The sequence below is a fragment of the Streptomyces sp. NPDC090022 genome, from assembly GCF_044748145.1.
Classification (GTDB): Bacteria; Actinomycetota; Actinomycetes; order Streptomycetales; family Streptomycetaceae; genus Streptomyces.
This window is the reverse complement of record NZ_JBIVFN010000002.1, coordinates 590,653-616,267: the sequence shown is the minus strand read 5'-3', so window position 1 is coordinate 616,267 and position 25,615 is coordinate 590,653. Positions and strand designations below refer to the sequence as shown.

The following is a 25,615-nucleotide window of genomic DNA, read 5'->3' as shown; positions in this document are numbered from 1 at the left end:
GCGTAGCTACCCGGCCGCGCGCCGGGCCGCCGGGGGCGGAGTGGGCTTGCGGCGCGGCGGGAACACCTCGCCGGGCGTCGGGATCGGGCGTTCGGGCGCGGGCTTCGGCTCGGCCGGGACGGGCCTGGGCTCCTCCCCCTTGTCCTTGCCCCGGTCACTCCGCTCCCGCCCGCCGCGCCCGCCCCCGCGACCGCCGCCCTGACCGGCGTCGCGGTCCCCGCCCCGGCCGCCGGTGCCGGCGCTCCGGTGCACGGTCGCCGCCTTGCCGCCGGCGAGGGCCAGCAGCCGGGCCCGCGGCGCACCGCCGGCGCCGGGCCACGGCCGTACGCCGCACCCGGAGGCCTCCTGGGCGGCCTCGTGCACGGCTTCCTCGGCGGACGCCAGCAGGGCGGCGGCGCCGGGGTTCCCGCGCAGCGCCCGCAGGGCGGCCAGATCGTCGGCGACGGGCTCGTACCCGCCCGCCAGGGCCTCCCGCAGCAGCTCCAGATACCCCACGAGGCTGCCCGGCAGCGCCGCTCTGTACCGCCCCAGGTCCTCCGCCAGGAACGCTCTGAGCCTGCCCGCCTCACGCACCGCTTCGTCCACCGCCTGCGCCAGGCGCAGGCAGTCCTGGACCGCGGTGGCGGGCAGGGGGGCCGTGGAGGACTGGAGGGCGTGGGCGAGCGACCGCCGGAGCACGTGCAGCTCCGCCGCGCTGAAGGCCATACCGCCGCGGGATCCGTAGGGCGTGGGCATGGCCAGAAGATACGCGCTAATCGGACAAAATCCCCCGACCCCACCCCTCCCGGCGCGGCGCACGCGGCGCGCGCCGGACCGGACCAGGACAGGACCGGGACCGGGGCCGGAACCGGGACCTAGTCGACGCGGAATTCGTAGGCGATCTCGGAGCGGATGTCGGCCACCACGATGTCGGCGGTCTCCACCGGCCGGCCCTCGCGGTCGTAATACGTGCGCTCGATCTCGGTGATCAGATCGCCGATGCTGATGCCGAGCAGGTTGGCCTGCGCCTGCGTGGCACGGGCGGGGCGGGGGACTTCCAGCGCGCTCGCGACGTCGATCCCGATCGACCGCATCCGCTCGACCACGCCCACGCCTTTGAGCCGGCCCATTTCCGGAAGTTCGGCGGGGGTCCCGCCCGTGACGGCCATCGGCTCCCAGGACGTGGACAGCTGCACGGGCTGCCCGTCGGCCAGGAACTCGTAATGCGTCAGCACGCACGGGTCCCCGGGCTCGATCGCGAGCCGCGCGGCGATGTCCTCCGGCGCGGGAACGCGGGCCTGCGAGCGCGAGTCCCAGCTGGCCGACTGGCCCTGGTCCTTCATCTCGGCGTGGAAGGGACTGCCGGCGCGCGCGGCCCGCTGCCGCGAGCGCACCAGACGCAGCCGCTTGCGGGGCCGGCGCACGTACGTACCGGAACCGGCCCGGCCCTCCAGGAAGCCCTCGATGATCAGGCGCTCCATCGCGCGCTGCGCGACGTTCTGCCCGACGGCGTACTCCTCGGCGAAGCGGGCGCGCGACGGCAGTTTCGCGCCGATCGGCCATTCCCCGGCCTCGATACGGGCGCGGAGTGCGTCGGCCACCTGCAAGTACGCGTTCTCACGGGGCATTTGGGCCGTCCTGTGCCTGTCCGTCGGAGATTGACAAGCTAACTCATCAGGTCGAAGCTGAATCTTCAGCATTACCATGAGCGACGTCGCGCTCACCCTGAGGAGGATTGGTGTCTTCCGCCGAGACCCACGCCGAGACCCACGCCGCGGCCGTGGCCGCGCAGCTGGCCGCCGCGACGGGCGGCGAACCCCGGCTCCACGCGACCTCCGACCGCATCCGGATCGAGGCGGACGTCCCGGAGGACCTCGGCCCCGAACCCCAGGCGGCGATCCTCAGCGCGCTCGCGCAAGGCGCTCGGTACGGCCATCAGCGGACCCACGGCGGCGGCGACACCGTGTGGGTCGAGATCGATCGAAGCGAGGTGAACGAGTGATCACAGCCGAGTTCGCGACGAGCCCGACGGACGTCGTGACGTGCGAGGCGTGCTGGAAGGAGCCGGTGCAGGCGGTCCGCACCCCCGGCGCCGGCCCGGCCCGCGACCTGCTCTGCGCGTCCTGCGCCGAACAGGGCTACCCGGTACGGGTCGACCTCTTCCCGCCCCTGGGCGTCTACCGGCTGACCTGGTCGATGGTGACCATGGAGAAGCACCGCAACCCCGGCTACCCCGAACCCCCGCCCAACCCGGGCCCCCCGCTCCCGAACCCCCCACCCACCCCCACCCCGGGCCGCCCCCCGGTCTGACCCCGAGGGCGCCCCCGGGGCGGGGGGCGCCCCGGCGCCTTCAGTCGAGGCTGATGCCGAACAGGTCGTGAAGGGCGTCGGCGCCGGACGGGGTTACCCGGAGGGCGCGGCCGGTGCCGATGGGTTCGAGCCAGCCGGTGTCCATCGCGTGCGCGCGGAGCGCTGTGCCGAGGACGCCGGCGAGGTGGGGTCGGCGTTCGGTCCAGTCGAGGCAGCTGCGGACCAGCGGGCGGGAGCCGCGGCGCATCGTGTCCATGTCGATGCCGATGCCGACCAGCCAGGCCCGGCCCGGTTCGGTCACGGCCAGACCTGTGTCCTCCGTGACGACGCCGCGTGCCAGCAGGGCGTCCGCCAGGGCGACGCCGAGGCGGCCGGCGAGATGGTCGTAGCACGTCCGGGCGCGCGCCTCGGCGCTGCGGCGGACGCTGTCACGCAGATTGCGTGGCACGGGCGCGGAACCCGACTCCGCCGCGAACGCTGCCATGTTCTCGACCAGCGCGGCGGTCCCGGGCCCGGCCAGCCGCACGTAGCGGTGACGGCCCTGGCGCTCCTCGGCCAACAGTCCGCCGGCGACGAGCCGGGACAGCTGCTCGCTCGCGGTCGACGCCACGATGCCCACGTGGTGGGCCAGTTCGCTCGCGGTCCAGGCACGGCCGTCCAACAGCGCGAGGCAGATCGCGGCACGGGTGGGGTCGGCCAGCAGCCCGGCGAGCCGGGCCAGGGGTTGCTCGGACATGGGCCCATCATGCCCCGGCCACAGTTCGGCGGGCGCCGAAGTCTCCCGCACCTAGCGTGGGGCGCATGACGACCTCCGACCCGTCCGTCCGCTCCTCCCGTGTCACCGCGTACGCGGACGCCCGTGCCGTGCTCGACCAGCCGCTGCTGGTCCCCGAACCCGTTGCTGACGCGGTGGATGCGCCCGCGGGCTCCCTGGCCTGGCTGCGCGCCACTGTCGCCCGCTTCACCGGCGACGCGCAGACGCACGCCCGTCGGCGCGCCCACGCGGTGCTGGCGCTTGCTCGCCTGGACCCGCGCGAACTGCGCCAGGCGGCTGCCGGCTCGGTGGTCGGCGCGGACGACCGGCACACTGTCGTACGCATCCTGGCCGAGGAGCTGGGTCTGGCGGGCCCGGACGCAGTGGCCGACGCGGTCATGACCGTCTCTGCCGGATACTTCGGCAGCGACCTGACGCCCGCCCAGGAGAAGACCGCCGACGAAGCCGTCGCGTCACTGCTCGCCCGGACCGCCGAGGGGGACGGCGTGGCGGACCTGGAGGCCGCCGCGCAGCGGATCGGGCTGCTGGTGCAGGCGTGCGACGCGACCGCCCGATGGGTCGAGCACGCCCGCCGGGCCGCGCCGGACGGACTCCCACCAGGTGGCGCGGACGCCCTCCTCGCCGAGGTGCTGCGGCAGGACCCACCCGTGACCGCGCTGCGCCGACGAGCGCCGGCGGACGTCCGCGTGGGCGCGCTGGACTTCCGGGCCGGGGAGGTGGTGCTGATCGACGTCACCGCCGTGGAGCGGGGCACCCCCGCCGGCGGCGCCCCGTCCGATCCGGACATCGGCTCCGACGACGATCCGGCCCCTCTCGCCTTCGGCGCGGGGCCGCACCGGTGCCCGGGGCAGGCCCAGGCACTGGCGCTCGCCGCCGGAATACTGGAACGGGACGACCCGGCCGCGCAGGTCACGGACGCGGTCGCACGCGTGCTGAACCTCGCCGCGACCTGGACCGCCTGGGACGGGCTACCGCTGGCGGTGGACGACCGCGTCTACACGCCGCACAAGGCAATCCGCCGGGTCGCCGACCATCTGGTCGACCACCTGGCCGAGTTGGAGGCCCGTCTGGCCGGCCAGGAGCCGCAGCCGGACCACTGGCGGGCATCGGCGATCACCACACCGGCCGACCTCGCGCCGTTCACCACGGGAGACCTCGACGAGGCGCGTAGCCGCCTGGTCCGGCTCGGCAGAATCTGGGCCGACCGCCTCCGGGCGCTGAGCGACGCACAGTTGGACCGCTCGCCCGGCCAGGGCTGGTCCTTCCGGCTGCTCGCCGCACACGTCGCCGGCTCGCTGGACTACTACGCCGGGGCCGTCGGCCCTCTCGGCACCGCTGCCGACCCCGAGGAGCGGGCATGAGCACGGTCAGCGCTTCCGCCGCCATCGCCTTCCGTGAACTGCACCACCGCCCCGGCGCGCCGATATTGCTGCCGAACGCCTGGGACCACGCTTCCGCAGCCGCGCTGGCCGTGGCCGGCTTCCCCGCCGTCGGCACCACCAGCCTGGGTGTCGCCGCCGCGGCCGGGCTGCCGGACGGGGTCGGCCGGACCCGAGCCGAGACGCTGCGGCTCGCGCGCCTCCTCGGCAGCGGGCCCTTCCTGCTCTCCGTCGACGTCGAGGGCGGCTTCAGCGACGACCCGGCCGAGGTCGCCGGCCTCGCGGCGGAACTCGCCGAGGCGGGCGCGGTCGGCATCAACCTGGAGGACGGCCGCGCCGACGGCGGTCTCACCCCGCCGCGCCTGCACGCGGCGAAGATCACCGCGGTCAAGGCAGCCGTGCGCGGGCTCTTCGTCAATGCCCGCACCGACACCCATTGGCTGGGCGGGGGACACGAGGCGGAGACAGCGTCCCGCCTGGCGGCTTACCAGGACGCGGGCGCGGACGGCGTCTTCGTGCCGGGTCTGACCGATCCGGCGTCCATCGCAGCGGCGGTGGACGCGACCGCGTTGCCGCTCAACGTCCTCGCCACACCGGACGGGCCACCTCTCGCCCGCCTGGCCGACCTCGGTGTGCGCCGGGTCAGTCTCGGCTCACTGCTGTTCCGGCTCGCCCTCGGTGCGGCCGTGGACACCGCCGTCGGCCTGCGCGCGAGCGGTGTGTTCCCGCAGACGCCCGCAATCCCCGGCTATGCCGCGGTACAGGACCTGGCCTCACGCGGGCGCTGAGGACCCGCCCTTGGCACCACGGTGCGCGTGGACGCCGGCAGAGCTCTCGCTCGGTCAGGGCTGGTATGCGTAGCCGATGGTGAACCGGGGCGGCAGGCACCACTCCCCGTATTCGATGATCCCCTCCGCGTCCGACCAGCGGTGGGCGCCGGCCAGGATCGGGGAGCCGACCGGCAGGCCGAGGGCACTCGCCTCGCGGGCGTCGGCGGGGCGGGCGTGCATGTCGTCGCGGGCGTGGGTGATCGTGCGTCCGGTGGCTTCCAGCACCCGGGCGGACAGTCCGTGATTGCGGCCGGGGGCGGTGTTCAGCAGATCCGGTACGAGGGCGGCGAACGGGGCCGGGTACCACGTCACGGCGAACACGGTCCGGGTCTTGCCCCGGCCGGCCAGCCACTCGCGCCGGACCACCTGATCCCCGGCCTCCAGATCGAAGACCTCCGCCACATACAGCGGCGGGACGATGAGCTCCGCGGCCGTCACCCGGCTCGTCTCGCCCTCGGCCAGGAACGACTTCACCCGCTGGACCCGGGCCAGGCGGTCCCGCGCCGACAGCGTCCAGCGCGGATCGTCGGCGACGTACGTACCCCGGGGGGTGGTGCGGATGAAGTTCTCCACCTGGAGAGCCTGCAAGGCGCGGGAGACCGTGGCGGCCGCGGCCTGCCACTGGCCGGCGATCTCGGGCCGGGCAGCACCCGGCCACCTCGAAGTCCCGGCCGGGAGCACCGAACGTCGGTCACGCAGGCCGGGATCCCGGCCGGCCTGCGAAGCCTCGGCCCAACCCGGCCGACCCGCCCCGCCCCCACGCCCGCCCGTGGGGGCGGTGGGCAACCCAGGGCCCGGCAACGCCCGACCGGCGGGGGTTGAAGCAGGCGGCCGGCACGCTCCGTACCCCGGCCCACCCCTAAAGCCCCCGACCGGGAGCGCCAAACGTAGGCCACGCCGGCCGAGATCCCGGCCAGCCCGGAGCCCCGGCCCGCCCCTCAGGTGAAGTTCGGCGCGTTGCGTTCGTACACCAGGCGCAGGCCGATCAGCGTCAGCCACGGCTCGTGGACGTCGACCGCCGAGGACTCGCCCAGGACCATCGGGGCCAGTCCGCCCGTGGCGATGACGTGGACGTCGGCCGGGTCGCCCTTCGGGCCGACCAGTTCCCGCGCCATCCGCGTGACCACCCCGTCGACCTGGCCCGCGAAGCCGTAGACGACGCCCGCCTGCATGGCCTCGACCGTCGACTTGCCGATCACGTTGCGCGGCCGGGCCAGCTCGATCTTGCGCAGCTGCGCGCCGCGGACGCCGAGCGCCTCCATCGAGATCTCGATACCCGGCGCGATCACGCCGCCCACGTACTCCCCGCGCACCGACACCGCGTCGAACGTGGTCGCCGTGCCGAAGTCGACGACGATCGCCGGGCCGCCGTACAGCTCCACGGCCGCGCACGCGTTGATGATGCGGTCGGTGCCGACCTCCTTGGGGTTGTCCATGAGGATCGGCACGCCCGTCTTGACGCCCGGCTCCACCAGCACCGCCGGTACGTCGCCGTAGTAGCGCCGGGTGACCTCGCGCAGCTCGTGCATGACCGCCGGCACCGTCGAGCAGATCGCGATGCCGTCGATGCCGTCGCCCAGCTCGTTGCCGAGCATCGGGTGCATGCCCATCAGGCCCTGCATCATCACGGCCAGTTCGTCGGCCGTGCGCCGCGGGTCGGTCGAGACCCGCCAGTGTTCGACGATCTCGTCACCGTCGAACAGGCCGAGGACGGTCTGGCTGTTGCCGACGTCGATCGTCAGGAGCATTACCGCTCCTCGCGCAGGTCGAGGCCGATGTCCAGGATGGGCGAGGAGTGGGTCAGGGCGCCCACCGCCAGGAAGTCCACGCCGGTCTGCGCGTAGGCGCGGGCCGTCTCCAGGGTCAGCCGGCCGCTGGACTCCAGCTGCGCCCGGCCGGCGACGATCGTGACGGCCTCCTCGGTCTCCGGCACCGTGAAGTTGTCCAGCAGGATCAGGTCGGCGCCCGCGTCCACGACCTCGCGGACCTGGTGCATCGTGTCGACCTCGACCTCGACCGGGACGTCGGGGAAGGCCTCCCGTACCGCCTTGAAGGCCTGCGCGACACCGCCCGCCGCCACCACGTGGTTGTCCTTGACCAGCGCCGCGTCCGACAGCGACATGCGGTGGTTGACGCCGCCGCCGCAGCGCACCGCGTACTTCTCCAGCGCGCGCAGCCCCGGCGTCGTCTTGCGCGTGTCGCGGACCTTGGCGCCCGTGCCCTCCAGCAGGTCGGCCCAGCGGCGGGTGGCGGTCGCGATGCCGGAGAGCCGGCACAGGATGTTCAGGGCGCTGCGCTCGGCCGTCAGCAGGTCGCGGGTGCGGGCCGTGACGGACAGCAGGACCTCGCCCGCCGCCACCCGGTCGCCGTCCTCGGCGTGCCGCTCCACCTCGAACGCCTCGGTGCACACGATGGACAGCACGGCCTCGGCGATCCGCAGGCCGGCCACCACGCCCTCCTCGCGCGCCGTGAAGTCGGCCGTGGCGACCGCCTCCTCCGGCACCGTGGCGACGGTGGTGACGTCCACGCCGCCGTCGAGGTCCTCGGACAGCGCCATGTGCGCGATGTCCTCGACCTCGATGGGGTCCAGGCCGGCGTCCGCCAGCAGCTGGGCCAGCGCCGGGTCCAGGCCGCTCTCGTCGTCGCCGCAGCCGCAGTCGTCGCCGCAGCCGCCTTCGTTCTGCTCGATCAGGGAAAGCTCGGGGTGCTCGGGGTGCTCGGGGGTGCTCACGGTTACTGCTCCTGGCTCGGGGACTCGGCGGTCCGAAGCGGATGGCGGACGGACGGGAGGTCCGCGCCGGCGGTGGGGGTGACGACCAGGGCGCGCCGGCGCGTCGACGACAGCCGGACGACCAGGTGACGGCGCCAGTCCGCGTCGTCGCGGTCGGGGTGGTCCTCGCGCCAGTGGCAGCCGCGGGTCTCCTCGCGCCGCAGGGCGGCGGCGACCAGGACCCGGGCCACGCACAGCAGGTTGGTGGCCTCCCAGGTGTCCACACCCGGTTCGGCGGTCTTGCCGTGCGTCTCCAGATCGGTCAGGGCGGCCGCGTACAGGTCCTCCAGGGCCTCGGCTGCCGCCCGCAGGGAGCCGGCGGACCGCAGCACGCCCGCGCCGTCCGTCATGATCCGCTGGACCTCGAAGCGCGCCTCGGCGGGCTGCAGCGGACCGGTGGCGGGTACCGGTATGCCCGGGCCGCTGCCGGCCGGCGGCCGCGCGGCGATGTCGGCGGCGATCCGCTCGGCGAAGACCAGGCCCTCCAGGAGGGAGTTGGAGGCCAGCCGGTTCGCGCCGTGCACGCCGGTGCAGGCGACCTCGCCGCACGCGTACAGGCCGGGCACCGTGGTGCGGCCGTGCAGGTCGGTACGGACGCCGCCGGACGCGTAGTGCGCGGCGGGCGCGACCGGGATCGGCTCGGTCACCGGGTCGATGCCGTGGGCGCGGCAGGCGGCGAGGATGGTCGGGAAGCGCTGCTCCCACATCGCGGCGCCGAAGTGCCGGGCGTCCAGGTACATGTGCTGGGCGCCCTGCTCCTGCATACGGCGCATGATGCCCTTGGCGACGATGTCGCGCGGTGCCAGCTCGGCCAGCTCGTGCTGCCCGAGCATGAAGCGCACGCCGTCGCCGTCGACGAGGTGGGCGCCCTCGCCGCGCACGGCCTCCGAGACCAGCGGCTGCTGGCCCTCGGCGTCCGGCCCGAGGAAGAGCACCGTCGGGTGGAACTGGACGAACTCCAGGTCGGAGACCTCGGCGCCGGCGCGCAGCGCGAGGGCCACGCCGTCGCCGGTGGACACCGACGGGTTGGTGGTCGCGGAGAAGACCTGCCCCATGCCGCCGGTCGCCAGGACCACGGCGGGCGCGTGCACCGCGCCGACGCCGTCGTGCTGGCCCTCGCCCATCACGTGCAGGGTGACGCCGGCGGTACGGCCCTCGGCGTCCTGGAGCAGGTCCAGGACGAGCGCGTTCTCGACGGTCTCGATGCCGGCCGCGTGGACGGCCTCGACCAGCGCCCGGCTGATCTCGGCGCCGGTGGCGTCGCCGCCGGCGTGCGCGATCCGGCGGCGGTGGTGGCCGCCCTCGCGGGTCAGCTCGATCTCGCCGGTCTCGGCCGAGGTGTCGAAGACCGCGCCGGTCGCGATGAGGCGGCGTACGGCGTCGGGGCCCTCGGTCACCAGCAGCCGTACGGCCGCCTCGTCGCACAGGCCCGCGCCCGCCACCAGGGTGTCGTCCAGGTGCTGTTCGGGGGTGTCGCCCTCGCCGAGCGCGGCGGCGATACCGCCCTGCGCCCAGCGGGTGGAGCCGTCGTCGAGCCGGGCCTTGGTGACCACGACGGTACGGCGGCCCGCCGCCGCGCAGCGCAGCGCGGCCGTCAGGCCCGCGACGCCGGAGCCGACGACCACGACGTCGGCGTCCAGGGCCCAGCCGGGGGCGGGGGCGTGCAGCCGTATGCCCGTACCGGCCGCCACGCCGCTTCCGGTGCCGGTGCCGGTGCCGGTGCCGGCGTCGGTACCGGTGGCGGTGGCGCTGCCTGAGGTGGTCACGAGTGTGCTCCGAAGTCCAATGGGATGTTGTCGATCAGCCGGGTCGTGCCGACCTTCGCGGCGACGGCCAGCACGGCCTCGCCCGCGAAGGCGGGGCCCACGTCGGTGAAGTCCGCGGGATCCACCAGCGCCAGGTAGTCCAGGGCCAGCGGCGGGGTCGCCCGCCCGGCCTCCTCCAGGACGTGCCGGGCGGCGGCCCGTACGGCGTCGGGCAGGCCGGAGCCGGCGACCGAGACGGCGTGCGCGTCGGCGGAGGCGCGGGCCTCGCCGAGCTTGGCCAGCCCGTCGGCCCGGCTGTCGTCCGCGGGCGCGGCGGTGGCCTCGGCGCGGGCCGCGAGCGCGGACTGCGCGGCGAGCCGGTCGCGGCCGGCGAACAGGGCGCGGGACAGGGCCAGGGCGGTACGCCGCTCCCCGTCCGAGAGGTAGCGGTTGCGGCTGGACAGCGCGAGCCCGTCGTCCTCCCGGACGGTGGCCACGCCGGCGATCTCCACGGGGAAGTTCAGGTCGGTCACCATCCGCCGGATCAGGGCGAGTTGCTGCGCGTCCTTCTGTCCGAAGAACGCCACGTCGGGCCGGGTGAGGTGGAGCAGCTTGGCGACGACGGTGAGCATGCCGTCGAAGTGGCCGGGGCGGGTGGCGCCCTCCAGCCGGGTGCCCATGGGGCCCGCGGAGACCCGTACCTGCGGTTCGCCGCCCGGGTAGACCTCGTCGACGGACGGCGCGAACACCACGTCCGCGCCGGCCGCTTCGGCGAGCGCGAGGTCGGCGTCGAGGGTGCGCGGGTAGCGGTCGAGGTCCTCGTCGGCCCCGAACTGGAGGGGGTTGACGAAGACGGTGACGACGACCTGGCCGTCGGCGCCGGCCCGCTCGCGGGCGGTACGGACGAGGGTGGCGTGGCCCTCGTGCAGCGCGCCCATGGTCATGACGACGGCGCGGGGGCCGCCGCTGCGCGGCAGCTTGTGCAGCGCCTCGGCGGTGGACAGCAGGTCCGTCATCGTTCCCCTCCCGGGGTTCCTTCGTCGGTGGGGGCGGGACCGGTGCCGGGGCCGCCGGTGCCGGGGGTGGTGCCGCCGGTGCCGCCCGGGCCGCCGGTGCCGCCCGGGCCGCCCGGGCTGGTGTCGCCGTCGTCGGCGAGGACGCCGAGGAGGTCCTCGGCCAGCTCCGGCTTGAGCAGCCCGTGCGCGAGGGCGCGGTCGGCGGTGCCGCGGGCCATGGCGAGGTAGCCGGCGACCGTGCCGGGGGCGTGCCGGCGCAGCTCGGCGACGTGCGCGGCGACCGTACCGGCGTCGCCGCGGGCGACCGGGCCGGTCAGGGCCGCGTCGCCGGAGCGCAGGGCGTTGTCGAGGGCCGCGCCGAGCAGCGGGCCGAGCATCCGGTCGGGGTGCTCGACCCCGGCGGTGCGCAGCAGTTCCATGGCCTGGGCGACCAGGGTGACCAGGTGGTTCGCGCCGAGGGCGAGGGCCGCGTGGTAGAGCGGACGCGCGTCCTCGGCGATCCACTCGGGCTCGCCGCCCATCTCGATGACCAGCGCCTCGGCGGCCAGCCGGAGCTCGTCGGGGGCGGTGACGCCGAAGGAGCAGCCGACCAGCCGCTGCACGTCGACCATCGTGCCGGTGAAGGTCATGGCGGGGTGCAGCGCGAGCGGCAGCGCGCCGGCCCGGCGGGCGGGGTCGAGCACGCCGGCCCCGTACCGGCCGGAGGTGTGCACGATCAGCTGCCCGGGGCGGACCGCGCCGGTCTCGGCGAGCCCCTGGACCAGGCCGGGCAGCGCGTCGTCGGGCACGGTCAGCAGGACCAGGTCGGCGAGCGCCAGCACCTGGGCGGGCGGCACGAGGGGGACGTCGGGCAGCATGTCCGAGGCCCGCCGTACGGAGGCGTCGGAGACGCCGGACACGGCGACGGGGCGGTGCCCGGTGAGCTGGAGCGCACGCGCGAGCGCCGGGCCGACGCGGCCTGCGCCGACGACGCCGACGGTCAGCCGGGCGGGGCGGGGCTGCTGTGTTGGGTTCACGCGGGGCGGGCCTTCCGTTCCAGTCCGCGGGGGGTACCGGACGATACGTCGCCATGCTAGCCCCGTGGCCCTGCCCGCGTGGCGCGGGCCATGATCGGTGCCATGAGCGACGAGAACGACCGCAATCCGGGGCAGCACCAGGGCCGGCGCGTGGGCCCGCGCCAGGGCCGGCACCCGGGGGACGCACGGGACGTGACGGGGATGGCGGAGGCGGCGGGGAGGCCCGTGGCGGCCGGGACACCCATGGCGGCCGGGGCGGCCGGGACACCGGAGGCTGCAGGGACGCCAGAGGCAGCGGTGGCGGCCGAGACGCCAGGGATGCCGGTGGCAACCGAGACGGCAGAGGCGGCGCGGGTGCCCGGGGCGGAAGGGATGCCAGGGACGGCACGGGGGCCTGGTACCTCCGGGAAACCGGGGGTGTCTGGGGTGCCCGGGGCCGTGTCGGCGGGGGGCGCTGTCGAGGTGTCCGGGGCGGCAGAGGCTGACGGGTCTGACAGGGCCGACAGGGCCGACGGGGAGGACGAGGACCGGGACGCGCGGGCGGTCGCCGCCTGGCGGGCGGCCCGGCGGCGGCTGACGCGCGGGGTGCGGGAGGCGAGCGTCGGGGAGCTGCTGGCGGGGTTCGCGGACGGCCTGCCCGAGGACCTGGCGGCCGGACCGGCGGACGTCTACGGCGACGGCGTCGTGGCCCGGCTGGAGCAGCGCGTGGCGGAGCTGCTGGGTGCGGAGGACGCGGCGTACTTCCCGTCCGGGACCATGGCCCAGCAGATCGCGCTGCGCTGCTGGGCGGGCCGCACCGGCAACCCGGTGGTGGCGCTGCATCCGATGAGCCACCCGGAGCGGTGGGAGGGCGGCGCGCTGTCGGCGGTCTCCGGGCTGCGCACGGTGCACCCGACGACCGCGCCGCGCCAGCCGACCGCCGAGGAGGTCCGGGGCCTGGCGGAGCCCTTCGGGACGCTGATGCTGGAGCTGCCGCTGCGCGACGCCGGCTTCCTGCTGCCGTCCTGGGAAGAACTGACGGAGCTGGTCGAGGCGGCCCGGGACCGGGACGCGGTGGTCCATTTCGACGGCGCGCGGCTGTGGGAGACCACCGTCCACTTCGGCCGGCCGCTGCCGGAGATCGCGGGCCTGGCCGACTCGGTCTACGTCTCCTTCTACAAGTCGCTGGGCGGGCTGAGCGGCGCGGCGCTGGCCGGTCCGGTAGCGCTGGTGGAGGAGGCGCGCGTCTGGCGGCACCGCTACGGCGGCCAGGTCTTCCGCCAGTTCCCGCAGGTGCTGTCGGCGCTGGCCGGGCTGGACCGGGAACTGCCGCGGCTGCCGTCGTACGTGGCGCAGGCCCGCGTGGTCGCGGCGGCCCTCGCCCAGGCGCTCGAGGCCTCGGCCGTGCCGTGGTTCCGGATCAACCCGGAGGTTCCGCAGACCCATCAGTTCCAGGTCTGGCTGCCGTACGAGCCGGACCGGCTGACCTGGGCAGCCGTGCGGCAGGCCGAGGAGACCGGCACATGCCTGTTCCGTACCTGGTCGCCGGACAGCCCGCCGGGACTGGCGGTGACGGAACTGACGATCACCTCGGACGGCCTGTCCTGGACCCCGGCGGACGTCGCCACGGCAACCGCCGACTTCGTGGCCCGCGTGACGGCGTAACTGACGGCAAAACCACTGGGCCCGCAGGCCGCAGGCCGCAGGCCGCAGGCCGCGCGTAGACGGTGCCCGGGATCGCGTGGCACGGGGCCGGTGGCATGGGCCCGGGGCCGTGGCCCGCGGTCCGGCGCCGGCCCGCGGGGTCCGGGCGTCTCCCCCGGCCGGGTCCCACGGGCGGCGGGCGCCGGGGTCACTGGCAGGTGCGGTGGCGGGCGAGGAGTCGGCGGAGGGCCGCTCGCCACGGGTGGTTGGCCGGGCGCCCCTCCAGCACGGCCTGGAACTGGCCGTACGAGCGGGCCGCCCGCAGCACGGCGACGTCGTCGCGCCCCGGCGGGGGCGGCGGCGGGTCCTCGTGCTGCGCGGACCGGTACGTGTCGATGAGGTACTGCTCGATCGCGGTCATGTCTCCACACTGGACCCGTCCGCGCCGCCCCGCCCGTCGATTGACGGCCCCCGTCAATCGACCGGCGAACCCCCTGTTCAGCGCAGTGCGCCCACCCGCGCGGCGCACCCCGGGCGGCCGGGCGGACAGCGCGCCGGTGAAGATGGACCCATGAGTGTGAGCATCGACATCGCCGGGCTGGGCGAGGAGCGGATCGCCATCGCGCCCTCGCCCCTCGCCGAGCTCTGCATGGCCCTGCACGCGCTGTCCCAGCCCGCCCACCACCCCGGGCTCACCACCTGGGCCTCCGCCACCTCCGCCGCCCTCGATCCGTGCCTCGCGGACCGGCTGCTGGACGCGGACTTCATGTGGCGCGCATCCTTCGCGGACGTGTTCATGCCGTTCGCCGGCGTGCCCGGTGGCAGCGGGCTGCCCGCCACGACCCTCACCGCGGAACTCGACGTACTGGACCGCCTCGACGACGAGCGGTTCGTGATGGCCGCGCTGGAGCACTGCTGGCTCGCCCTCTACAACGAGGGCGGCGGCCCGCACCCGCTCAAGGACCCCGCGGCCCGCGCCAAGGCCCTGGAGACGGCCGCCGCGCGCGGCCCGCGCCAACTGGAGTTCTCCATCCGGCTCCTGGACGACCCCACCGCCGTACGGCGCTGGCTGCGGACCCTGATCGAGGACTGCGACGAGGCCTTCTTCGCCGAGACCTGGCGCCGCATCGAGCCGGAGCAGAGCGCCGACGCCCGCCACAAGACGCAGGTGCTGCGCCGCAAGGGCCTGCCGGCCCTGCTCAGGGAGATCTCCCCGGCCCTGTCCGTGGACGAGGCCCGGACCCGGATCACCGTCGACAAGATGGTCAACGGGACGGCCACGGCCACCGATCCGGCCGTCGGCGAGGGGCTGGTCTTCATACCCACGCACTTCGGCTGGCCGCACCTGCTGGTGCTGCACGCGCCCGGCTGGCGGCCGGTGGTGCACTATCCGCTGGCGCTCCCCGAACTGGCCAGGGAGCCGGGCTCGGTGGAACTGCTCCAGCGCCGGATGGAGGCGCTGGCCCACCCCCTGCGGATGATGCTGTGCCGCAGCCTCGCACGGGCGCCGTACACCACCAGCGAGCTGGCCACCGTGCACGGGATCACCGCACCCGAGGTGTCCCGGCACCTGACGGTGATGCGCAGAGCCGGGCTGCTGCACACGCGGCGCCGCGGGCGTTACGTCCAGCACCAGTTGGACCTGACGGCGGTCGCGCGGATCGGCTCGGACTTCATAGAGGGCATACTCCGCTGACCCGGCGCGCCCCGAGCGCCCCGAGCGCCCCGAGCGGTCCGGCAGTCCGGTTGCCCGGTTGCCCGGTTGCCCGGTTGTCCGGTTCTCGCCCTTTCGCGCTTACCGATATACGGAATTCATAAACCGGAATCAGTGAAAACTCTGGCGAGAGTGGCCTCTGGCTGCTTAACGTGCGTCCACCGTTCCGCCCCACGGCGCACACCGCGTCTGCACGTCCGCACGCCTGCTCATGTCTGCTCTGTCGTGAAAGGACCTTCATGCCCTCTCGCCGTATAGCCGCAGTCGCCGCCCTGGCCGCCGCGGCCCTTGTCTCACCGCTGCTGCTCGCCGGACCGGCCGGTGCCACCGGAAGCCCGCAGAGCGACGCCGCGAAGGGTGACGCGCTGGCCAGGAAACTCGTCAAGGACGCCACGGGCAAGGGGGCGTACAACCACCTCAAGGTCTTCCAGTCCATCGCGGACTACAACAACAGCACCCGCGTGGCCGGTTCGAAGGGCCACGTGCAGTCGGCGCAGTACGTCGAGGCGGTCATGAAGGCGGCCGGCTACAACGTCAGCCGGCACGAATTCGATTTCGTCTACGTCGAGACGCTCGCCGAAAAGCTGTCGGTCAACGGCGCGGGCGGCCGGGACGTCCCGGTCAAGCTGATGACGTACACCGCCAGCAGCCCCGAGGGAGGCGTGACCGCGCAGGTCGCCGCCGCCCCGGTGGACGCCGACGGCACCAACGGCTGCGAGCCCGGCGACTTCGCCGCCGGCGCGTTCACGGGCAAGATCGCGCTGGTCAAGCGCGGCGGCTGCACCTTCGCCGTCAAGCAGCAGAACGCGGCGGCGGCCGGCGCGGTCGGCGCGGTCATCTACAACAACACCGCGGGCGCCCTCAACGGCACCCTCGGCGACCCGGCCGCCGGCAAGATCCCGACCGGCGGCATCACCCAGGAGGACGGCGAGAAGCTGGCCGCCGAGGCCACCGCCGGACCGGTCGAGGTCACCCTCGACATCCGGGAACTGCGCGAGAACCGCACGACGTACAACGTCGTGGCGGAGACCAAGGGCGGCGACGAGAACAACACCGTCTTCCTCGGCGCGCACCTGGACTCGGTGGCGGACGGCCCGGGCATCAACGACAACGGCTCCGGCTCGGCGGGCATCCTCCAGGTCGCCCAGCGGCTCGCGGGCGACCAGAAGAAGATCAAGAACAAGGTCAAGTTCGCCTGGTGGTCGGCGGAGGAGTTCGGCCTGCTCGGCTCCGAGGCGTACGTCGCGTCGCTGACGGACGACCAGAAGAAGAAGATCAAGCTCTACCTGAACTTCGACATGATCGCCTCGCCGAACGCCGCGTACTTCGTCTACGACGGCGACGACTCCGACGGCGTCGGCGCGGGTCCCGGCCCGGAGGGCTCCGCCCAGCTGGAGCGGGGCATCACCGACTTCCTCGACTCCAGGAACATCCCGCACGAGGGCACGGACTTCAGCGGTCGCTCCGACTACGGGCCGTTCATCGCGGTCGGCATCCCGTCGGGCGGCACCTTCACCGGCGCCGAGGGCATCAAGACCGAGGCGCAGGCGGCGAAGTTCGGCGGCCAGGCGGGTGTCGCGTACGACGTGAACTACCACGGCGCCGGTGACACCCTCGCGAACATCGACCAGAAGGCGCTCGACATCAACGTCGACATCATCGCCAACGCGGTGGGCCACTACGCGTACGACCTGGCCCCGCTGTCGCAGCCGGTGACCTCGCAGCCGTCCGACGGCTCCGGCAGCGGCGGCGGTCTGCACGACGGCCACGACCACGAGACGCAGTGACGTACTGCCTCGCCGATCCGATGTGACCCGGAGGGCCGGGTCCCCCGCCCGGGGGACCCGGCCCTCCGGCGTCACACGGAAGGCGCCGCCGGCCCCGGCCCTGCCCCCGGCTCCGGCCAGGCCGGCAGGCCCACCGGCTCGGCGAGCCAGCGGAAGTCGCCGAGCCCGCCGCGCGCCGTCAGTTCCGCCGCCTCGCCCGCCGACGCGAGCGCCCTGACGTACGCCGCCGGGTCCGACGAGGCCAGCGCCAGCGGCGGCCGGGCGCCCGAGACCCCGAGGGCGCCGAGCGCCGCGCGCTGGGTCAGCAGTACCGCGCCGGGCCCGGCGCACGCGTCCAGGGCCACGTGAGCGGTCACATCGCACGTACCGTCCGGCACCGGCGGCACCTCACGGCCCGCCCGGAACCCCGTCAGCGTGCCGAACGCGGGCCGGTCCGCGGCGGTGTGCGCGTAGTCCACGGCGACCGCCAGCCCCCGGTCCACGCCGGCGACCGCCCGCCGCCAGGCCTCGTCCCGCGGCCGGCCGATCTCCCGCCGGCCCGGCCCCGGCCACCACCGCTCCAGCCACGCCCGGTCGGCCGGCGACACCGGCCCGCCCACGGACTCCGTGCCGTCGCGGCCCACCAGCACGTAGCGGCCGTCCTCGGCGACGTCGAGCGGTACGTTGTCCAGCCACTCGTTGGCGAACAGCAGCCCCGTCATGCCCTCGGGCGGCCGCGCCACCCACCGGATCCGCGGATCCAGGCCCTCCGGGCGCGCGGCCCGCTCCACCGCGTACGGCCGCACCCGCACCGCCACCTCCACGGGCAACGCCCGCAGCACCCCGGCGACCAGCTCACCGCGCCCGGCGCCGACGTCGACCAGGTCCAGCCCCTCCGGGTGGCCGAGCTGCCCGTCCACCCACCGCAGCAGCCGGGCCACCGCCCCCGCGTACAGCGGCGACGCATGCACCGACGTGCGGAAATGCCCGGCCGGCCCGGGCCCGCCCGGGCGCACGTAGAAGCCCCCGGGGCCGTACAGCGCGGCCTCCATCGCCTCGCCCCAGCGGACCGGCAGGGCCCCGTCACCCACGTCTTCCACAGCGTTCATCCCCAGAAGGCTAAGCTCACCCTCCACCTTGGGGAGTAGTCCCCCTCCGCCCGGATCGCCCCTGTGGTTGACTCCAGCACCTATCCCCCTTCCCTACTCTGGGTTACGTGCAGCGCCTCTACGACTTCCTCCGCAGACACCCGACGGGCGTCGACAGCTTCTGGGCTGTGATGCTCTTCGGGATCTCCATGCTGCAGGTCGCCGGAAGCGTGGACACCGCCCGCGAGCGGCTGATCGCCGTCCCCTCCGTGCTCGGCATGACGGCCGTCGTCGCCCTGCGCCGCCGGTGGACCATGACGATGTTCTGGGTGGCCGTGGCCAGCGGCTGCTACCAGCTGCTGCTGTCCGTCCCGGCGCACTTCGGCGACTTCGCGATGCTGGTGATCCTCTACACGGTGGCCGCCGCCGACGTCCCGCGCCGGCTCTCGCGCACCGCGCTCGGCGTCGGCCTGGCCGCGTCGCCGCTGTACTTCCTGCGTTTCCCCGTGGACAAGAGCGCCAGCAGCGTCGAGGAAGCCCTGTTCGTGGTGTTCATGATGGTGCCGTTCGCCCTCGCCTGGGTGCTGGGCGACTCCCTGCGCACCCGCCGGGCGTACTACGCCCAGCTCATCGAGCGCAATCAGCGGCTGGAGAAGGAGCGCGAGGCCCAGGCCAAGGTGGCCGTCGCGGCCGAGCGCGCCCGGATCGCCCGCGAACTGCACGACGTCGTCGCGCACAACGTCTCGGTGATGGTCGTCCAGGCCGACGGCGCCGCGTACGTCATGGACGTGGCCCCCGAGCAGGCCAAGGAGGCCCTGCAGACCATCTCCGGCACCGGGCGGCAGGCGCTCGCCGAGATGCGCCGCCTGCTGGGCGTGCTGCGCACCGGCGAACCGCAGGAGTCCGAGGACTACGTCCCGCAGCCCGACGTCGAGCAGATCGAGGTCCTCGTCGAGCAGGTCCGCAGCTCCGGGCTCTCGGTCGACTTCACCGTCGAGGGCGCCCCGCGCCAGCTGCCCAGCGGCGTCGAGCTCACGGCGTACCGGATCGTGCAGGAGGCGCTGACGAACACCCGCAAGCACGGGGGGCCCGACGCGCGGGCGAGCGTCCGGCTGGTCTACTTCGACGACGGCCTCGGGCTGCTGGTCGAGGACGACGGCCGGGGGGCGGCGCACGAACTGTACGAGGACGGCGGCGCCGACGGCGCCGGGCACGGCCTGATCGGCATGCGGGAGCGGGTCGGTATGGTCGGCGGGACCCTGGACGCCGGGCCGCGGCCCGGCGGCGGTTTCCGGATCAGCGCACTTCTCCCGCTCAAGAAGAAATGACGACGAGGTCGAGGTAACTGATGTCCATCCGAGTGATGCTGGTCGACGACCAGATGCTGCTGCGCACGGGCTTCCGGATGGTGCTCGCCGCCCAGCCGGACATGGAGGTCGTCGCCGAGGCCGGCGACGGCCTGGAGGCTCTGGAGGTGCTGCGGGCGACCAAGGTCGACGTGGTGCTGATGGACGTCCGGATGCCCCGGCTCGACGGGGTCGAGGCCACGCGGCGGATCTGCGAGCCGGAGGAGCACCCGAAGGTCATCATCCTGACCACGTTCGACCTGGACGAGTACGCCTTCTCGGGCCTGAAGGCGGGCGCGAGCGGATTCATGCTCAAGGACGTGCCGCCGGCGGAGCTGCTGGCCGCGATCCGCTCGGTCCACAGCGGCGACGCGGTGGTGGCGCCGTCCACGACGCGGCGGCTGCTGGACCGTTTTGCCCCGATGCTGCCGACGACGACGGCGGAGCCGCAGCACAAGGAACTGGAGCGCCTCACGGACCGCGAGCGCGAGGTCATGCTCCTGGTCGCCCAGGGCCTCTCGAACGGCGAGATCGCCGCGCGTCTGGTCCTCTCGGAGGCCACGGTGAAGACCCACGTGGGCCGCATCCTGACCAAGCTGGGCCTGCGCGACCGCGTCCAGGTGGTCGTCCTGGCGTACGAAACGGGCATGGTCCGCGCGGGCGGCGGCGGCCAGGCGTAACCCCACGGACGCGGGGCTCCGGGGGCCGGCCCCCACTCCCCCGCGCCTCAAACGCCGACGAGGCTGGACGGGGCCGCCCCCAGGCCCTGCGCCCAGACGCCGACGGGGCCGCGTGGGCTGGCGCGACCCCGGCCACGCGCCCCTTCCGGGGGCTCCGCCCCCGCACCCCCGCGCCTCAAACGCCGGCGGGGCTGGATAGCGCTGGCCCCAGGCCCTGCGCCCTGAACGCCGGCGGACCGCGTGAGCTCGCGCGACCCCGGCCGGGCCCCGTTCCGGGGGCTCCGCCCCCGCACCCCCGCGCCTCAAACGCCGGCGGGGCTGGATAGGCCGGGCCCCAGGCCCTGCACCCAAACGCCGGCGGGGCCGGGTCGAGCCCGGCCGGTTCGCTGCTGAGCCCACCGGGCACACATCCAACCCGCGCGGGCCCCGGACCACCGGGCACATATCCAGCCCGCGCGGCGATTGAGCGCACCCGGCGCGAAGCGCCCGGGTCGGCGGATACCGAGCGCCGGGCCCACCGGGCCGTGGGCCCGGGGCCGCCGGGGCCGGGGGCTTAGCCGTCCGTCGGGGCGGGGGCCGTGCCTGCCGGTTGGAGGACCTGGACCTTTGCGCCGTGGGCGTGGAGCCACTCCTCCAGGGCCGACCCCGACAGCCGGTGCGTGCCGGCGGCCGTCGTCACCTCCACCGGACCGAACACCGACCCCGTCAGCCCCTTCAGCCGCGTGCGCTCGTCCACCCGCACCTGGAACGTGTTCTCCCGGACCTCCGCCCCGCGCAGATCCGCCCCCCGCAGGTCCACGTCCAGCAGGGACGCGCCCTGGAAGCGCGTGCCCCGGCAGGACGCGCCGCGCGCGTCCACGCCGTACAGCGAGGCCTTCGCCAGATCCGCCCCGGCCAGCACGCAGTCCCGCAGCACCGCGTCGTCGAGGTTCGCCCGGACCAGGCACGCCCCGCTCAGGTCGGCCCGCGTCAGGTCCGCGCCCTGGAGGTCGGCCCGGTAGAACGACGCCCCGGCCAGCCGGACCTCGACCAGCCGGGCGTCCATGAACCACGACGAGGAGAAGTCCCCGCCGGCCAGTTCCGCGCCGCCGAGGTCGAGCCCGATCACGTCCAGCCCGCCACCGGTGCCGCCCGCCACCCACTCGCGCAGGTGCCCGGCGGCCGCCGGGTCCGCGGGCAGGACCAGCCGGCCCGGCACCCCGCGGTCCGCCGCCAGCGCCTCCGTCAGCGCGATCGCCTCGGCCTCGTTCCCCCTGATCAGCACTGTTCTCTCCTTACTGCGTGCCACGGCTCACGCGCGTCCGGCGTCCGGCGTCCGCACCGTCTCATCCCACCAGACGGCCGGACGGACCCGTTCGGTTGACCCCGGCGCCCCGCGCGTTCCGGACGTCACGTCATCCAGCGGTCCGGCCGGGCGTCCGCGCGCCCCGTACGGGACCGGTCGGCCTGCGCCCACAGCAGTTCCACGGCCTCGGCCGCCCCGCGCAGCCGCGCGGTGACCGTCCCGTTGGCCCCCGTGTCCACGTGGAGGTCGGCCACGCCCCGGGCCCGCTCCCAGGGCCCCTGCGACAGACGTACGCTCTGCACCTTCGCGTGCGGCACGATCTGCGTACGCCGGCACAGCCGCCCGTGGCGCGCCGCGAAGACCTGGTCCGACAGGGCCAGGCCGTAGCCCTTCCACCACACCGGCACCACCCAGCGCGACCCGCGCTCGGGCGAGGGCGCGAAGGCCAGCGCCGCCACGTCCACGTCCGGCAGGACGCGCGCGATCACGGCGTACGCGTCGGCGCGCGCCGCCACCGGCACCAGCACGTTGTTGTCCGAGCCGGCCACCGCCAGCTCCACCCGGACCCAGCCGCGCCGCCGCCACAGCAGCGGCTCCACGATCCGTACGGTCTGCACCCGCCCCGGCGGCACCGTCTCGTGGGAGCGGTCCAGCAGCCCGTGGTCCAGGCGCAGACCGTCCGGGGACTCGGCGACCGTCCAGTCGTACTCGGTCAGGAAGCGGCCGACGCTGCCCGCCCAGACGCCGCCGAGAACCGGCACCAGGATCGCCAGCGCCGCCCACAGGCTGTCGCTGAACCACCACACCAGCGGCGGCACGACCAGTCCGGCCGCCAGCGCCGCCCACGTGCCCAGGCTCAGCGCCAGCGAGGTCACCAGCTGTCCGGCCGGCAGCCGCAGCAGGGTGCGTACGGGCGCCTCGCCGACCGAGGCCGCCTCCTCCGGGGCGAAGCCGGCCGCCCGTGCGAGCAGCTCCGCGCGCAGCTCCCGGGCCTCCGCCTCGCCCAGGAAGGCCAGCTCGTCCTTCTCCTCGGTGCCGATCACGTCCAGCTTGAGCTTGGCGACGCCGACGATCCGGGCCACCAGCGGCTGGGTGACGTCCACCGCCTGGAGCCGGTCCAGCCGGATGTGCGCGGTGCGCCGGAACACCAGCCCGGTGCGGATCCGCAGCTCGGTGGCCGTGACGGCGTAGGAGGTGAACCGCCAGCTCAGGAACCCGTACACGCCGGCCACCAGGACCAGGGCGGCCAGGATCAGCGCGCCGAGACCGCTGCCCACGCCGCGCGCCCACTCCTGGGCCCGCTCGCCCTGCTGGGCGACGATGCCGATGCCGATGCTGATCGGGACCCAGGCGCGCCGCAGCGGGGTGAAGGGGTGCAGCCGCCGCTCCGCCGACGGCCCGGGCACGGCAGCTGGGGCCGCGGCCGGGTCGGAAGCCGGGTCCGGCATCGGGGTCGGGTCCGGCATCGGGGTCGGGTCCGCGGCCGGGGTCGGGTCCGGGGGCGGACCCGAGGCCGGGTCCGGGTCCCGGGCCGGGTCCCGGGCCGGGTCCTGCGCCGGGTCGTGCGCCGGGTCGTGCGCCGTGGTCACAGGCCCGCCGACCTTGCCTCGCCCAGCTCCGTCAGCCGGTCGCGCAGCCGCTCGGCCTCGGCCGGGACCAGGCCCGGGATGCGGGCGTCGCTCGCGGCGGCCGCCGTGTGCAGCTGTACGGAGGCCAGCCCGAAGCGCCGTTCCAGCGGCCCGGAGGTCACCTCGACCAGCTGCATCCGCCCGTAGGGCACGACCGTCTGCTCCCGCCACAGCACGCCCCGGCTGATCAGCAGGTCGTCGGCGCGCTCGGCGTACCGCCACGAGCGCCAGTTGCGGGCGAGCAGCACCCAGCCCCAGAACAGCACCGCCACCCAGAACAGGCCCAGCGCCGCCCACGCCGGCCCGACGAACGCGCCGAGCAGCACACCGGTGACCACCGCCAGCACGGTCATCCACACCACCAGCAGCAGCCGGCGCATCGTGAGCAGACCGCCGGGCAGCCCCACCCACCGCGGCCCGTCCGCCGCCTCCGCCGCCTCGAACCGCGCGCTCGCGCCCGTCCCCGTATCCATCCCTCCACCCTAGGTGCCGGTCCGATCCGCCTGTAGAGACCAAAGGACGAGATCAGGCGTCGGGGTGGGACAATGCGGCCATGACGGAGACCACGGTCGGCATCGGCGGTGCGGCGGAGAGCACCGACATGGTGCTCAACATCGGCCCCCAGCACCCTTCCACGCACGGCGTGCTGCGCCTGCGGCTCGTCCTGGACGGCGAGCGGATCACCAGCGCCGAGCCGGTGATCGGATACATGCACCGTGGTGCCGAGAAACTCTTCGAGGCGCGCGACTACCGTCAGATCATCATGCTGGCGAACCGCCACGACTGGCTGTCCGCCTTCTCCAACGAGCTCGGCGTGGTCATGGCCGTCGAGCGGATGCTGGGCATGGAGGTCCCCGAGCGCGCGGTGTGGATGCGCACGCTGCTCGCCGAGCTGAACCGGGTGCTGAACCACCTGATGTTCCTCGGGTCGTACCCCCTCGAACTGGGTGGAATCACCCCGATCTTCCACGCGTTCCGCGAGCGCGAGGAGCTCCAGGCCGTCATGGAGGAGATCTCCGGCGGCCGGATGCACTACATGTTCAACCGGGTCGGCGGCCTCAAGGAGGACCTCCCGGCCGGCTGGCTCGGCCGGGCCCGCGCCGCCGTCGCCGACGTCCGCTCCCGCATGGACGTCTACGACAAGCTGGTCCACGGCAACGAGATCTTCCGCGGCCGCACGCGCGGCGTCGGCGTGCTCTCCGCCGAGGCCGTGCACGCGTACGGCGTCTCCGGGCCGATCGCCCGCGCCTCGGGCGTCGACTTCGACCTGCGCCGGGACGAGCCGTACCTCGCGTACGGCGAGCTGGCCGACGTACTGAAGGTGGTCACCCGCGAGGAGGGCGACTGCCTGGCCCGCTTCGAGTGCCTGCTCGACCAGACCCACAACGCGCTCGACCTCGCCGACGCCTGCCTGGACCGGATGGCCGAGCTGCCGCCCGGCCCGGTCAACCAGCGGCTGCCGAAGGTGCTGAAGGCGCCGGAGGGCCACACGTACGCGTGGACCGAGAACCCGCTCGGGATCAACGGCTACTACCTCGTCTCCAAGGGCGAGAAGACCCCGTACCGGCTCAAGCTGCGCTCCGCGTCCTTCAACAACATCCAGGCGCTCACGGAACTGCTGCCCGGCACGCTGGTGGCGGACATGGTGGCGATCCTCGGTTCGCTCTTCTTCGTCGTGGGCGACATCGACAAGTAGGCGCGGGCCGGGGCGGTTTCCCGGCGCGTCCGGGCGGGGCCGTGCCTAGGCTGGCCCATGACCGCGACGACACGCGCAGCGCTGCTGTCCGCCTACCTGCGCCGGCTGGGGACCGGGAATCCGGGAGCGCCGTCCCGCGCCGGGCTGTTCGCCCTCCAGCGGGCCCATCTGGAGCGGGTCCCGTACGAGAACATCGACATCCAGCTGGGCCGGCCGCCGGGCATCGACCCGGTCGGATCGGCGCGCCGCATCGCCGCCGGGCGGGGCGGGTACTGCTTCCACCTCAACGGCGCGTTCGCGCTGCTGCTGGAGGCCCTGGGGTACGACGTCACGCGTCACATCGGCGGTGTGTGCGGCGGCGACGCGGACACCGGGGCGGAGCGCACGGCCGCGCAGGTCAACGGAAACCACCTGGTGCTGACCGTCCGGGTGGACGGGACGGCGTACTTCGTGGACACCGGACTCGGCGACGGCCCCTACGAACCGCTGCCGCTGCGCGAAGGGACCTACCGCCAGGGCGGGTTCACGTACCGCATGGCGCCGCTGTCCGACGGAGGGGGCTGGACCTTCCACAACGAGGGCGGACCGTGCCCGGTGGTCGACTTCCGCTCCGCCCCGGCCACGATGGCCGACTTCGCCGCCGAACACGTCCGGCTCTCCACCGCCGAGGACTCCGGCTTCGTCCGCACCCTGGCCCTGCTGCGCCGGCACCGGGACGGCGTCGACGCCCTGCGCGGGCGCACCCTGAGCCGCGCCACGGGCCGCGGCGGGCCGGAGGGCTGGCACACGGACAAGCGGGAGCTGGGTTCGCGGGAGGAGCTGGACGAGGTCATCGCACACGTCTTCGGCCGCGCACTGGACGACCTGACCGAGCCGGACCGGGCCCGCCTGTGGCACCGGTCGGCGTCCCCGTCAGCGGCGGCCGGGCCGCCCGGCCCCCTGAATGTCGGCGGGAACGGGCAGACTTGA

At 74.7% G+C, this 25,615-nt stretch carries 25 protein-coding genes; 11 read left to right on the top strand and 14 right to left on the bottom strand.

Annotation, left to right across the window (positions count from 1 at the left end):
* Positions 1-6: 6 nt before the first annotated feature.
* Both ACIPXB_RS07455 and ACIPXB_RS07450 read right to left on the bottom strand, forming a co-directional pair.
* On the bottom strand, positions 7-735 hold the full coding sequence (locus ACIPXB_RS07455; protein ID WP_401445680.1) for a hypothetical protein: 729 nt from the start codon (positions 733-735) through the stop codon (positions 7-9).
* 119 nt (positions 736-854) lie between these two features.
* Positions 855-1,607 carry a GntR family transcriptional regulator gene (locus tag ACIPXB_RS07450; protein WP_401445679.1) on the bottom strand — a complete coding sequence of 251 codons (753 nt, stop codon included), beginning with the start codon at positions 1,605-1,607 and terminating at the stop codon, positions 855-857.
* Positions 1,608-1,717: 110 nt separating this feature from the next.
* Here ACIPXB_RS07450 and ACIPXB_RS07445 point away from each other — a divergent pair, with 110 nt between their 5' ends.
* Complete coding sequence (locus ACIPXB_RS07445; RefSeq protein WP_401445677.1) at positions 1,718-1,981, top strand: hypothetical protein; 264 nt, start codon at positions 1,718-1,720, stop codon at positions 1,979-1,981.
* Entirely contained in the window at positions 1,978-2,289 is a 312-nt protein-coding gene (locus ACIPXB_RS07440; RefSeq protein WP_401445676.1) for a hypothetical protein, read from the top strand. Before ACIPXB_RS07445 ends, ACIPXB_RS07440 begins: the two co-directional genes overlap by 4 nt.
* Positions 2,290-2,329: 40 nt before the next feature.
* Here ACIPXB_RS07440 and ACIPXB_RS07435 read toward each other — a convergent pair whose 3' ends face one another.
* Positions 2,330-3,025, bottom strand: coding sequence for an ArsR/SmtB family transcription factor (locus tag ACIPXB_RS07435; protein WP_401445675.1), 696 nt, complete (start codon positions 3,023-3,025; stop codon positions 2,330-2,332).
* A gap of 65 nt (positions 3,026-3,090) precedes the next feature.
* Here ACIPXB_RS07435 and ACIPXB_RS07430 point away from each other — a divergent pair, with 65 nt between their 5' ends.
* Together ACIPXB_RS07430 and ACIPXB_RS07425 are read left to right on the top strand one after the other, a co-directional pair.
* The gene (locus ACIPXB_RS07430) at positions 3,091-4,425 is read left to right on the top strand and encodes a hypothetical protein (RefSeq protein ID WP_401445673.1); all 1,335 of its coding nucleotides are present in this window, start codon (positions 3,091-3,093) and stop codon (positions 4,423-4,425) included.
* Positions 4,422-5,231, top strand: a complete 810-nt coding sequence (locus ACIPXB_RS07425) for an isocitrate lyase/phosphoenolpyruvate mutase family protein (RefSeq protein WP_401445671.1) — start codon at positions 4,422-4,424, stop codon at positions 5,229-5,231. The genes ACIPXB_RS07430 and ACIPXB_RS07425 overlap by 4 nt, the downstream gene beginning before the upstream one ends.
* 54 nt (positions 5,232-5,285) lie before the next feature.
* Here the strand turns inward: ACIPXB_RS07425 and ACIPXB_RS07420 are convergent, their stop codons facing one another.
* The 6 genes from ACIPXB_RS07420 to ACIPXB_RS07395 form a co-directional block, all read right to left on the bottom strand.
* Positions 5,286-5,954, bottom strand: a complete 669-nt coding sequence (locus ACIPXB_RS07420) for a GntR family transcriptional regulator (protein WP_401445669.1) — start codon at positions 5,952-5,954, stop codon at positions 5,286-5,288.
* A 257-nt stretch (positions 5,955-6,211) separates the two neighbouring features.
* Entirely contained in the window at positions 6,212-7,021 is an 810-nt protein-coding gene (locus ACIPXB_RS07415; RefSeq protein ID WP_401445666.1) for a type III pantothenate kinase, read from the bottom strand.
* Entirely contained in the window at positions 7,021-8,004 is a 984-nt protein-coding gene (nadC, locus tag ACIPXB_RS07410) for a carboxylating nicotinate-nucleotide diphosphorylase (protein ID WP_401445665.1), read from the bottom strand. Before nadC ends, ACIPXB_RS07415 begins: the two co-directional genes overlap by 1 nt.
* A gap of 2 nt (positions 8,005-8,006) precedes the next feature.
* Positions 8,007-9,734: an L-aspartate oxidase gene (locus tag ACIPXB_RS07405; RefSeq protein ID WP_401445844.1), complete on the bottom strand. Its 1,728-nt coding sequence runs from the start codon at positions 9,732-9,734 to the stop codon at positions 8,007-8,009.
* 71 nt (positions 9,735-9,805) lie between these two features.
* Positions 9,806-10,804, bottom strand: a complete 999-nt coding sequence (panC, locus tag ACIPXB_RS07400) for a pantoate--beta-alanine ligase (RefSeq protein WP_401445663.1) — start codon at positions 10,802-10,804, stop codon at positions 9,806-9,808.
* The gene (locus tag ACIPXB_RS07395; RefSeq protein WP_401445662.1) at positions 10,801-11,820 is read right to left on the bottom strand and encodes a Rossmann-like and DUF2520 domain-containing protein; all 1,020 of its coding nucleotides are present in this window, start codon (positions 11,818-11,820) and stop codon (positions 10,801-10,803) included. Before ACIPXB_RS07395 ends, panC begins: the two co-directional genes overlap by 4 nt.
* 462 nt (positions 11,821-12,282) lie before the next feature.
* On the opposite strand from ACIPXB_RS07395, the gene ACIPXB_RS07390 reads away from it, so the two are divergent.
* Positions 12,283-13,464, top strand: coding sequence for a threonine aldolase family protein (locus ACIPXB_RS07390; RefSeq protein WP_401445659.1), 1,182 nt, complete (start codon positions 12,283-12,285; stop codon positions 13,462-13,464).
* A gap of 187 nt (positions 13,465-13,651) precedes the next feature.
* Here the strand turns inward: ACIPXB_RS07390 and ACIPXB_RS07385 are convergent, their stop codons facing one another.
* A complete protein-coding gene (locus tag ACIPXB_RS07385) occupies positions 13,652-13,864 on the bottom strand; it encodes a hypothetical protein (RefSeq protein WP_401445657.1) in 213 nt (70 codons plus the stop codon).
* A 150-nt stretch (positions 13,865-14,014) separates the two neighbouring features.
* Between ACIPXB_RS07385 and ACIPXB_RS07380 the strand changes: the two genes are divergently transcribed.
* Positions 14,015-15,139: a DUF5937 family protein gene (locus ACIPXB_RS07380; RefSeq protein WP_401445655.1), complete on the top strand. Its 1,125-nt coding sequence runs from the start codon at positions 14,015-14,017 to the stop codon at positions 15,137-15,139.
* A 257-nt stretch (positions 15,140-15,396) separates the two neighbouring features.
* Complete coding sequence (locus ACIPXB_RS07375; RefSeq protein WP_401445653.1) at positions 15,397-16,944, top strand: M28 family metallopeptidase; 1,548 nt, start codon at positions 15,397-15,399, stop codon at positions 16,942-16,944.
* Positions 16,945-17,015: 71 nt separating this feature from the next.
* Here ACIPXB_RS07375 and ACIPXB_RS07370 read toward each other — a convergent pair whose 3' ends face one another.
* On the bottom strand, positions 17,016-18,032 hold the full coding sequence (locus ACIPXB_RS07370; RefSeq protein WP_401445651.1) for an SAM-dependent methyltransferase: 1,017 nt from the start codon (positions 18,030-18,032) through the stop codon (positions 17,016-17,018).
* Positions 18,033-18,139: 107 nt separating this feature from the next.
* On the opposite strand from ACIPXB_RS07370, the gene ACIPXB_RS07365 reads away from it, so the two are divergent.
* Both ACIPXB_RS07365 and ACIPXB_RS07360 read left to right on the top strand, forming a co-directional pair.
* Positions 18,140-19,339 carry a sensor histidine kinase gene (locus ACIPXB_RS07365; RefSeq protein WP_401445649.1) on the top strand — a complete coding sequence of 400 codons (1,200 nt, stop codon included), beginning with the start codon at positions 18,140-18,142 and terminating at the stop codon, positions 19,337-19,339.
* A 20-nt stretch (positions 19,340-19,359) separates the two neighbouring features.
* The gene (locus ACIPXB_RS07360; RefSeq protein WP_401445647.1) at positions 19,360-20,037 is read left to right on the top strand and encodes a response regulator; all 678 of its coding nucleotides are present in this window, start codon (positions 19,360-19,362) and stop codon (positions 20,035-20,037) included.
* 553 nt (positions 20,038-20,590) lie between these two features.
* Here the strand turns inward: ACIPXB_RS07360 and ACIPXB_RS07355 are convergent.
* The 3 genes from ACIPXB_RS07355 to ACIPXB_RS07345 all read right to left on the bottom strand — a co-directional run bounded on the left by ACIPXB_RS07355 (position 20,591) and on the right by ACIPXB_RS07345 (position 23,423).
* Positions 20,591-21,301, bottom strand: a complete 711-nt coding sequence (locus ACIPXB_RS07355) for a pentapeptide repeat-containing protein (protein WP_401445645.1) — start codon at positions 21,299-21,301, stop codon at positions 20,591-20,593.
* Positions 21,302-21,426: 125 nt separating this feature from the next.
* Positions 21,427-22,911: a PH domain-containing protein gene (locus tag ACIPXB_RS07350; protein ID WP_401445643.1), complete on the bottom strand. Its 1,485-nt coding sequence runs from the start codon at positions 22,909-22,911 to the stop codon at positions 21,427-21,429.
* Positions 22,908-23,423, bottom strand: coding sequence for a PH domain-containing protein (locus ACIPXB_RS07345; protein ID WP_401445641.1), 516 nt, complete (start codon positions 23,421-23,423; stop codon positions 22,908-22,910). The genes ACIPXB_RS07350 and ACIPXB_RS07345 overlap by 4 nt, the downstream gene beginning before the upstream one ends.
* A gap of 80 nt (positions 23,424-23,503) precedes the next feature.
* Between ACIPXB_RS07345 and ACIPXB_RS07340 the strand changes: the two genes are divergently transcribed.
* Together ACIPXB_RS07340 and ACIPXB_RS07335 are read left to right on the top strand one after the other, a co-directional pair.
* Positions 23,504-24,646, top strand: a complete 1,143-nt coding sequence (locus ACIPXB_RS07340) for an NADH-quinone oxidoreductase subunit D (RefSeq protein ID WP_401445639.1) — start codon at positions 23,504-23,506, stop codon at positions 24,644-24,646.
* Positions 24,647-24,703: 57 nt separating this feature from the next.
* A complete protein-coding gene (locus tag ACIPXB_RS07335; RefSeq protein ID WP_401445636.1) occupies positions 24,704-25,615 on the top strand; it encodes an arylamine N-acetyltransferase in 912 nt (303 codons plus the stop codon).

Excerpts from the sequence above, each read along its gene's own strand:
- ACIPXB_RS07345 (WP_401445641.1), bottom strand. The coding sequence starts at position 23,423 with ATGGATACGGGGACGGGCGCGAGCGCGCGGTTCGAGGCGGCGGAGGCG.
- ACIPXB_RS07450 (WP_401445679.1), bottom strand. The coding sequence starts at position 1,607 with ATGCCCCGTGAGAACGCGTACTTGCAGGTGGCCGACGCACTCCGCGCC.
- ACIPXB_RS07435 (WP_401445675.1), bottom strand. The coding sequence starts at position 3,025 with ATGTCCGAGCAACCCCTGGCCCGGCTCGCCGGGCTGCTGGCCGACCCC.
- ACIPXB_RS07425 (WP_401445671.1), top strand. The coding sequence starts at position 4,422 with ATGAGCACGGTCAGCGCTTCCGCCGCCATCGCCTTCCGTGAACTGCAC.
- ACIPXB_RS07370 (WP_401445651.1), bottom strand. The coding sequence starts at position 18,032 with ATGAACGCTGTGGAAGACGTGGGTGACGGGGCCCTGCCGGTCCGCTGG.
- ACIPXB_RS07380 (WP_401445655.1), top strand. The coding sequence starts at position 14,015 with ATGAGTGTGAGCATCGACATCGCCGGGCTGGGCGAGGAGCGGATCGCC.
- ACIPXB_RS07335 (WP_401445636.1), top strand. The coding sequence starts at position 24,704 with ATGACCGCGACGACACGCGCAGCGCTGCTGTCCGCCTACCTGCGCCGG.
- ACIPXB_RS07385 (WP_401445657.1), bottom strand. The coding sequence starts at position 13,864 with ATGACCGCGATCGAGCAGTACCTCATCGACACGTACCGGTCCGCGCAG.
- ACIPXB_RS07455 (WP_401445680.1), bottom strand. The coding sequence starts at position 735 with ATGCCCACGCCCTACGGATCCCGCGGCGGTATGGCCTTCAGCGCGGCG.
- ACIPXB_RS07375 (WP_401445653.1), top strand. The coding sequence starts at position 15,397 with ATGCCCTCTCGCCGTATAGCCGCAGTCGCCGCCCTGGCCGCCGCGGCC.
- ACIPXB_RS07340 (WP_401445639.1), top strand. The coding sequence starts at position 23,504 with ATGACGGAGACCACGGTCGGCATCGGCGGTGCGGCGGAGAGCACCGAC.
- ACIPXB_RS07430 (WP_401445673.1), top strand. The coding sequence starts at position 3,091 with ATGACGACCTCCGACCCGTCCGTCCGCTCCTCCCGTGTCACCGCGTAC.
- ACIPXB_RS07415 (WP_401445666.1), bottom strand. The coding sequence starts at position 7,021 with ATGCTCCTGACGATCGACGTCGGCAACAGCCAGACCGTCCTCGGCCTG.
- panC (WP_401445663.1), bottom strand. The coding sequence starts at position 10,804 with ATGACGGACCTGCTGTCCACCGCCGAGGCGCTGCACAAGCTGCCGCGC.
- ACIPXB_RS07360 (WP_401445647.1), top strand. The coding sequence starts at position 19,360 with ATGTCCATCCGAGTGATGCTGGTCGACGACCAGATGCTGCTGCGCACG.